The 6,170-nt window shown below is 77.0% G+C and carries 9 protein-coding genes; 3 read left to right on the forward strand and 6 right to left on the reverse strand.

Translation table 11 applies throughout. The features are described 5' to 3' along the window. Positions 1 to 22: 22 nt before the first annotated feature. Both MN205_RS18600 and MN205_RS18605 read right to left on the reverse strand, forming a co-directional pair. Positions 23 to 676, reverse strand: a complete 654-nt coding sequence (locus tag MN205_RS18600) for a M48 family metallopeptidase (RefSeq protein ID WP_242129895.1) — start codon at positions 674 to 676, stop codon at positions 23 to 25. Positions 677 to 765: 89 nt separating this feature from the next. Beyond that, complete coding sequence (locus MN205_RS18605; RefSeq protein WP_242129897.1) at positions 766 to 1,590, reverse strand: exodeoxyribonuclease III; 825 nt, start codon at positions 1,588 to 1,590, stop codon at positions 766 to 768. 60 nt (positions 1,591 to 1,650) lie between these two features. Here MN205_RS18605 and pyrE point away from each other — a divergent pair, with 60 nt between their 5' ends. From pyrE to MN205_RS18620, 3 genes are read left to right on the forward strand one after another with little or no spacing between them, the layout of a single operon-like run. Then, positions 1,651 to 2,229 carry an orotate phosphoribosyltransferase gene (gene pyrE, locus MN205_RS18610; RefSeq protein ID WP_242129899.1) on the forward strand — a complete coding sequence of 193 codons (579 nt, stop codon included), beginning with the start codon at positions 1,651 to 1,653 and terminating at the stop codon, positions 2,227 to 2,229. A 1-nt stretch (position 2,230) separates the two neighbouring features. Further along, positions 2,231 to 2,593: a hypothetical protein gene (locus tag MN205_RS18615; protein ID WP_242129900.1), complete on the forward strand. Its 363-nt coding sequence runs from the start codon at positions 2,231 to 2,233 to the stop codon at positions 2,591 to 2,593. A 59-nt stretch (positions 2,594 to 2,652) separates the two neighbouring features. Continuing rightward, positions 2,653 to 3,483, forward strand: coding sequence for a putative RNA methyltransferase (locus tag MN205_RS18620; RefSeq protein ID WP_374115987.1), 831 nt, complete (start codon positions 2,653 to 2,655; stop codon positions 3,481 to 3,483). 79 nt (positions 3,484 to 3,562) lie between these two features. On the opposite strand, the gene MN205_RS18625 is transcribed toward MN205_RS18620, so the two are convergent. The 4 genes from MN205_RS18625 to MN205_RS18640 are packed head-to-tail and all read right to left on the reverse strand — an operon-like array spanning position 3,563 to position 6,069. After that, positions 3,563 to 4,168, reverse strand: a complete 606-nt coding sequence (locus MN205_RS18625) for a YigZ family protein (RefSeq protein WP_242129902.1) — start codon at positions 4,166 to 4,168, stop codon at positions 3,563 to 3,565. 29 nt (positions 4,169 to 4,197) lie between these two features. Next, positions 4,198 to 4,821: a DedA family protein gene (locus MN205_RS18630; RefSeq protein WP_242129903.1), complete on the reverse strand. Its 624-nt coding sequence runs from the start codon at positions 4,819 to 4,821 to the stop codon at positions 4,198 to 4,200. A 49-nt stretch (positions 4,822 to 4,870) separates the two neighbouring features. Continuing rightward, a complete protein-coding gene (locus MN205_RS18635; RefSeq protein ID WP_242129904.1) occupies positions 4,871 to 5,311 on the reverse strand; it encodes a thioesterase family protein in 441 nt (146 codons plus the stop codon). A gap of 23 nt (positions 5,312 to 5,334) precedes the next feature. Continuing rightward, positions 5,335 to 6,069 (reverse strand): DedA family protein, encoded by a 735-nt coding sequence (locus tag MN205_RS18640; protein ID WP_242129905.1) that lies wholly within the window; start codon positions 6,067 to 6,069, stop codon positions 5,335 to 5,337. Between the last annotated feature and the right edge of the window lie 101 nt (positions 6,070 to 6,170).

A 6,170-nucleotide genomic window follows, 5' to 3' on the forward strand; every position in this document is an offset into this window, starting at 1 on the left:
CCGGGGGACCGGCCGCCGCGCGTCAGTCCAGCGCCGGTGCCTGCCCCGGCAGCACCACCGCGGGGCGCGCCCCCACCGGCTCGCGCACGTCCACCGAGTCGTCCCGCACGTCCACCTCGTCCCGCACGTCCACCTCGTCGTGCACGTCCACCTCGTCGCGCACGTCCACCGGGCGCTGCGGGCCGCGGCCGCGGCGCATCGCCGCGAGCAGCACTTCGGTGGCCTCCCCGTCACCGGCGCAGCGGAACAACCCCGCCGTCCACACCCGGGCCGCGTCGTCGCACCGGCCGTGCCGGGCCAGCTCCTCGCCGAGGAACTCGTACACCTCCACGTCCGCGGGCCGGTCCTCCAGGACCTCCTCCACCAGCGCGAACGCCTCGCGCAGGTGCCCGCGCAGCAGCAGCGCCGAGACCACGTAGCAGCGCGTGTCCGGGGCGACCTGTTCCCCGGTCGCCAGCGCCCGGCGCGCCAGCCGCAGCGCCCGGCGCGCTTCGCCCGCGTAGGCGGCGTGCTCGCTGGCCGCCACGAGCAGCCGCGCCGTCGAGACGGTGTCCCCCGGGACGGGACGGCGGGCCCACGCCTCCAGCAGCGTCGCCACGGCGCGCTGCCCGTGCGCGTCCGTCGCCGCGCTCAGCTCCACGGCCTCCACGTCGGAGTCGTTCACAGGTGCTCGCACCCTCGCGAACCTAGCCGCGCACGCGCCGCGCGTCTCCCCCGCGCAGCGGCCCGGGGGCCGTCTTCAACCGTTCGGCGCAGTGGCGCCCCTCACACCCCTTCGGCCGCCCCCGCCGCCGCGTCGCCGTCCAGCTCCACCACCACCGGGGCGTGATCGGAGGCGCCCTTGCCCTTGCGCTCGGCCCGGTCGATCGTCGCGCCGCTCACCCGCGCCGCCAGCGCCGGCGAGCCCAGCACGAAGTCGATCCGCATGCCCTGCCGCTTCGGGAAGCGCAGCTGCGTGTAGTCCCAGTACGTGTAGGTGCCCGGCCCCGGCGCGTGCGGGCGCACCACGTCGCCGAACCCCGCCGCCTCGAGCGCGCGGAACGCCGCCCGCTCCGGCTCGGAGACGTGCGTGGCGCCCTCGAAGACCGAGGTGTCCCACACGTCCTCGTCGAGGGGTGCGATGTTGAAGTCGCCCACCAGCGCCACCTGCGCCGCCGGGTCCTGCGCCAGCCAGCCGCGCCCGGCGTCGCGCAGCGCCTCCAGCCACAGCAGCTTGTACGCGTAGTGGGGGTCGTCCAGGCCCCGCCCGTTGGGCACGTACAGGCTCCACACCCGCACCCCGCCGCAGGTCGCGCCGATCGCGCGCGCCTCCACCACCGGCGGCACCCCGAAGCCCGGCACGTCCGGGGAGAACGACGTGGTCACGTCCTCCAGCCCCACCCGGGACACCAGCGCCACCCCGTTCCACTGGGACAGCCCGTGGTGCGCGACCTCGTAGCCGATGTCGGTGAACGCGTCGAAGGGGAACTGCTCGTCCTTGCACTTGGTCTCCTGCAGCGCGAGGACGTCGACGTCGCTGCGGTCGATCCACGCCAGGACGCGGTCCAGGCGGGCACGGACGGAGTTCACGTTCCAGGTGGCCAGGCGCACGGCCCGGACGTTACCGCCGCCGCCCGGAGCCCACCCGGCCACCGCCTAAGCTCGTGCCCCGTGAGCACCCCCACCGCCGAGCGCGAGCGCCTCGCCGCCCTCATCGCCGAGAGGGCCGTCGTGCACGGCCGCGTGACGCTGTCCAGCGGCGAGGAGGCCGACCACTACGTCGACCTGCGCCGGATCACCCTCGACGGCGAGGCGTCCGCCCTCGTCGGGCCGGTGCTGCTCGACCTCGTCGCCGACTGGGACTTCCAGGCCGTCGGCGGGCTGACGATGGGCGCCGACCCGGTGGCGCTGGCCGTGGTGCACGCCGCGAACGCGCGCGGCTGGGCCGCCGCGCACGGCGGCGCCCCCCTGGACGCGTTCGTCGTGCGCAAGGCGGAGAAGGCCCACGGGCTGCAGCGGCGCGTCGAGGGCCCCGACGTGGCCGGGCGGCGCGTGCTCGCCGTGGAGGACACCTCCACCACGGGCGGGTCCGTGCTCACCGCCGTCACCGCGCTGCGCGAGGCGGGCGCCGAGGTCGTCGGCGTCGTCGTCATCGTCGACCGCGCCACCGGCGCGAAGGAGCGCGTGGAGGCCGAGGGCCTGCCGTACCGCTCCGCCTACTCCCTGGCCGACATCGGGCTGGGCGGCTGACGTGGGCACCGCCGGCACCGTCGTCCTCGTCGTCCTGCTGCTGCTCGTGGCCGCCGCCGTCGGCTACGCGGCGGCCACACGCGCCTCCCTGGTGCGCCTGCGCGACCTGGCGGTGGAGGCCGGGGCGCTCGCCGAGCAGCGCCGCAGCCGCCTCGCGGAGCTGAGCCTGCACTCCGGTGCGCAGCCCGACGAGGGCACCCGCCGCGCCATCGCCGACACCGAGCACCGCCTGGCCGGGGACCTCGCCTTCCACGCCGCCACCGTGCGCGCCTACGACGAGCGCCTGGCGCGGGTGCCGGCTTCCTGGGTGGGTGCCCTCACCGGCCTGCACCCGCTGGGCGGGTCCGCCGAGCGCGAGCGCTGACGGCCCTGGAGACGCCCCCGCCCACCCCGGCGCCCACCCCGGCGCCGTTGCCGGCCGCGCTGCTGGCGGCGCTGCCCGTGCTGCGCTGCCCCGTGTGCGGGCAGGACCTCGCCGCGGACGCGCGGCGGCTGGTGTGCCCCGCCGGTCACAGCGCCGACGTGGCCCGTCAGGGGTACGTCAACCTCTCCGGCGGCGGGCGCGCCCACCCCGGGGACACCGCGGACATGGTCGCCGCCCGCGAGCGGTTCCTCGCCGCCGGCCACTACGCGCCCGTGGCCGGCGCGCTCGCGGAGCTGGCCGCCGAACTGGTGCCCGGCGCCGGCCGGGTCGTCGACGTCGGCGGCGGCACGGGCCACCACCTCGCGCACGTCCTCGACGCGCTGCCCGGCGCGGACGGGGTGTGCCTGGACACCTCCGCGCCCGCCCTGCGCCGGGCCGCGCGCGCCCACCCTCGCGCCGCGGCCGTCGGCGCCGACGTGTGGCGCCCGCTGCCGCTGGCCGACGGCTGCGCGGACCTGGTGACGACCGTGTTCGCCCCGCGCGCGACGGCGGAGGTCACCCGGGTGCTGCGCCCCGGCGGGACGTGGGCGGTGCTCACGCCGCTGCCGGCGCACCTGGGCGAGGTGCGCGCGGTGCTGGGGATGCTCGGGGTGGACGAGCGCAAGGACGAGCGCCTCGCGGCCGAACTGGCGGGTTTCGCGCCGGCCGCAGTGCGGGAGCTGAGCGTGCTGCGCCCGCTGGGCCGCGAGGCGCTGCGCGACCTGGTGCTCATGGGACCCAGCGCCCACCACGTCGACGCCGCCGGCCTCGACGAGCGGCTGGCCGCCCTGCCGGAGGTCGTGGACGTCACCGTCGCGGTGCGCCTGACCGCCGTCACCCGCCCCGCCTGACCCGACCTTCCCCCTGTCCCGCGGTGATCATGCGTGGTGCAACTTCCTTGATCACCGCGGGCGGGGAGGAGCGGCGGGGTCAGGTCAGGGGGCGCACGGCGGGGCCCAGGTCGACCAGGGCGTCGGTGAGGGGTGCGGCGAGGCCCGCGGCGGCCAGCTCGGCCTCCAGTCCGCCGCGCCCGCCGGCCGGTACGGCCACCACCGCGCGCCAGCCGTCCGCGCCCCACGCCACGTCCTCCACGGCGTGCCGGCGGCGCAGCTCGGCCTCCACGCGCCCGGCCTCCGCCAGCGGTGCGCGCACCTGCACGAGGTCCACCCGCTGCCGCTGCACGAGGCCCGCCTCGGCCAGCGCCCCGGCCACCGCGCCGCCGTAGGCGCGCACCAGCCCGCCGGTGCCCAGCAGCACCCCGCCGAACCAGCGCACCACCACCGCCACCGCGCCCGTCACGCCGGCGCCGTCGAGCGCGGCGAGCATCGGGGCACCGGCCGTGCCGGCGGGCTCGCCGTCGTCGCTCGCGCGCCGCACCTCGCCGTCGTCACCGAGCACCCGGGCGGTGCAGTGGTGCCGGGCGTCGGGGAACTCCCGGCGCGCGGCGGCCACGACGGCGTCCGCGGCGGCCTCGTCGGGCACCGGCTGGAGCACGCACAGGAAGCGGGAGCGCTCCACGACCGTCTCCGTGCGCACCGCGCGCGCCGGGACGGGGCGCGGCCGGCTCACCGGGAGCGCGCCGCGCGGCGCCGCCGCACCGCCCCGGCGATCGGCGCGACGATCGAGAAGACGATCGCGGTGCCGGCGATGACGTACGCCAGCGTGCGGATCCACGGCAGCGAGTCGGCGGCGTACCCGGCGAGCACGAGCAGCGCCCCCCACGTCAGCGCGCCCACGACGTTGGCGCTGGCGAACGCGGCGTACGGCATGACGGCGGTGCCGGCGATGATCGGCGTGAACGCCCGCAGCCACGGGATGTACCGGCAGCCCACGACGGCGAACCAGCCGTACCTCGCGTAGAAATCCTCCGCCCGCGGCAGGTGCTTGGCGGCCTTGCCCGCCCGGCGCAGCAGCCACGGCCGCCCCAGCCGCCGCCCGGACCAGTACCCGACGGTGTCGCCGAGGATCGCCGCCAGCGTCACCCCCACCACCAGCACGGTCAGCGACAGCGGGCTGCCGTCGCGCGCGGCCAGCAGCCCCGCGGTGAAGAGCACGGTGCTGCCGGGCAGCCAGAAGCCCACGAGCGTGCCGGTCTCGGCGAAGACGATGCCGAAGACGAGGGCGTAGACGCCGAGGGCGCCGAGGTGCTCCAGCTGCGGGTCGGCGAGCTGCGCGAACCAGTCGGACACCCCGCGATCCTCGCAGGTCCGCGCCGCGGGCCCGGGGCGCGGCGGGTGGTCAGGGGGCGGTGGGGGCGTCGGCCAGCGCGGCCAGGCGGGTGCGCTCGGCGTCGGTGAGCCGGCGCGGGCGGCCGGTGGCGAAGTCGTAGGAGACGCACGTGGTGGAGGCGCGCACGTACGTGCGCGCCTCGCCCACGGCCGGCGGCTCGGGCTCGCGCACCTCGTAGCGCACCTGGAAGCTGGCGCCGCCGACGCGCTCGACCCACAGGTCCACCGCCACGGGCTCGGTGCGGTAGTCCAGGGGGAGCAGGTAGTCGACCTCGTGGCGGGCCACGACCATCCCGGTGGCCAGCATCGGTGCCGAGCCGTCGGGGCCGGGCACCCCGAAGGCGCGCACGCGCGCCTCCTCCAGCAACCGGAGGACCTCGACGTTGTTCACGTGGCGGTAGGCGTCCATGTCGCCCCACCGCAGGGACAGCAGCTGCTCCGAGCGCGGCACCGCGCCATGGTGCCCGGCGCGTCTCAGCGGTGGTTCTCGGGGGTGGCCTCGTCCGCGCGCAGGGCCGTCTGGGCGGGCAGCTCCGCGGCGGCGCGGCGCTGCTTGCGGCGGGCGTTGAGGACCTCCACGGCGACGGGGAGCACGCACAGCACCACGAGGATCAGCAGACCCAGCTCGATGTTGTCCCGGATGAGCGGGATGCCGCCGAGCAGGTACCCCAGGACGGTGACGCCGGTGCCCCACAGCACGGCGCCCACGGCGGAGAAGACGAAGAACGTGCGCCGGGACATGCGCCCGGCGCCCGCGGCGACGGTGATGAAGGTCCGCACGATCGGCACGAAGCGCGCCAGGATGATCGCCCGCGCCCCGTAGGTGGCGAAGAACTGCTGCGTCCTCTCGATGTGCTTGCGCTTGAAGATCCTCGAGTCGGGCCGGTCCAGGACGGCCGGGCCGGCCTTGCGGCCGATCTCGTAGCCGAGGACGTTGCCGGCGAACGCCGCGACCGACAGCACCAGGCACACGAACCAGATGGAGTGCGGGACGTGCCCCTCGCGGGTGAACAGGCCCAGCGTGAACAGCAGCGAGTCGCCCGGCAGGAAGAAGCCGATCAGCAGCCCGCACTCGGCGAAGACGATGGCCGCGGCACCCCACAGCGCCGCGCCGCCCAGGGTGTCCAGCAGGGACGAGGCCTCCAGCCAGTCCGGCAGCACGGCGTGAGCGGTGGGCAGGGCAGCCGAGAGCTCGGCGAGGAGGGGCACCCGCCCAGGGTAGGTCGGCCCGCGGCGCCCGAGAACCTCCCGGAGCGAGGATCAGCCGTGAGGCTGACGGGGAGGTCCTGCGGACGGTGGTGGCCTCCACC

The sequence above is a fragment of the Kineococcus sp. TRM81007 genome (assembly GCF_022669155.1).
Classification (GTDB): domain Bacteria; phylum Actinomycetota; class Actinomycetes; order Actinomycetales; family Kineococcaceae; genus Kineococcus.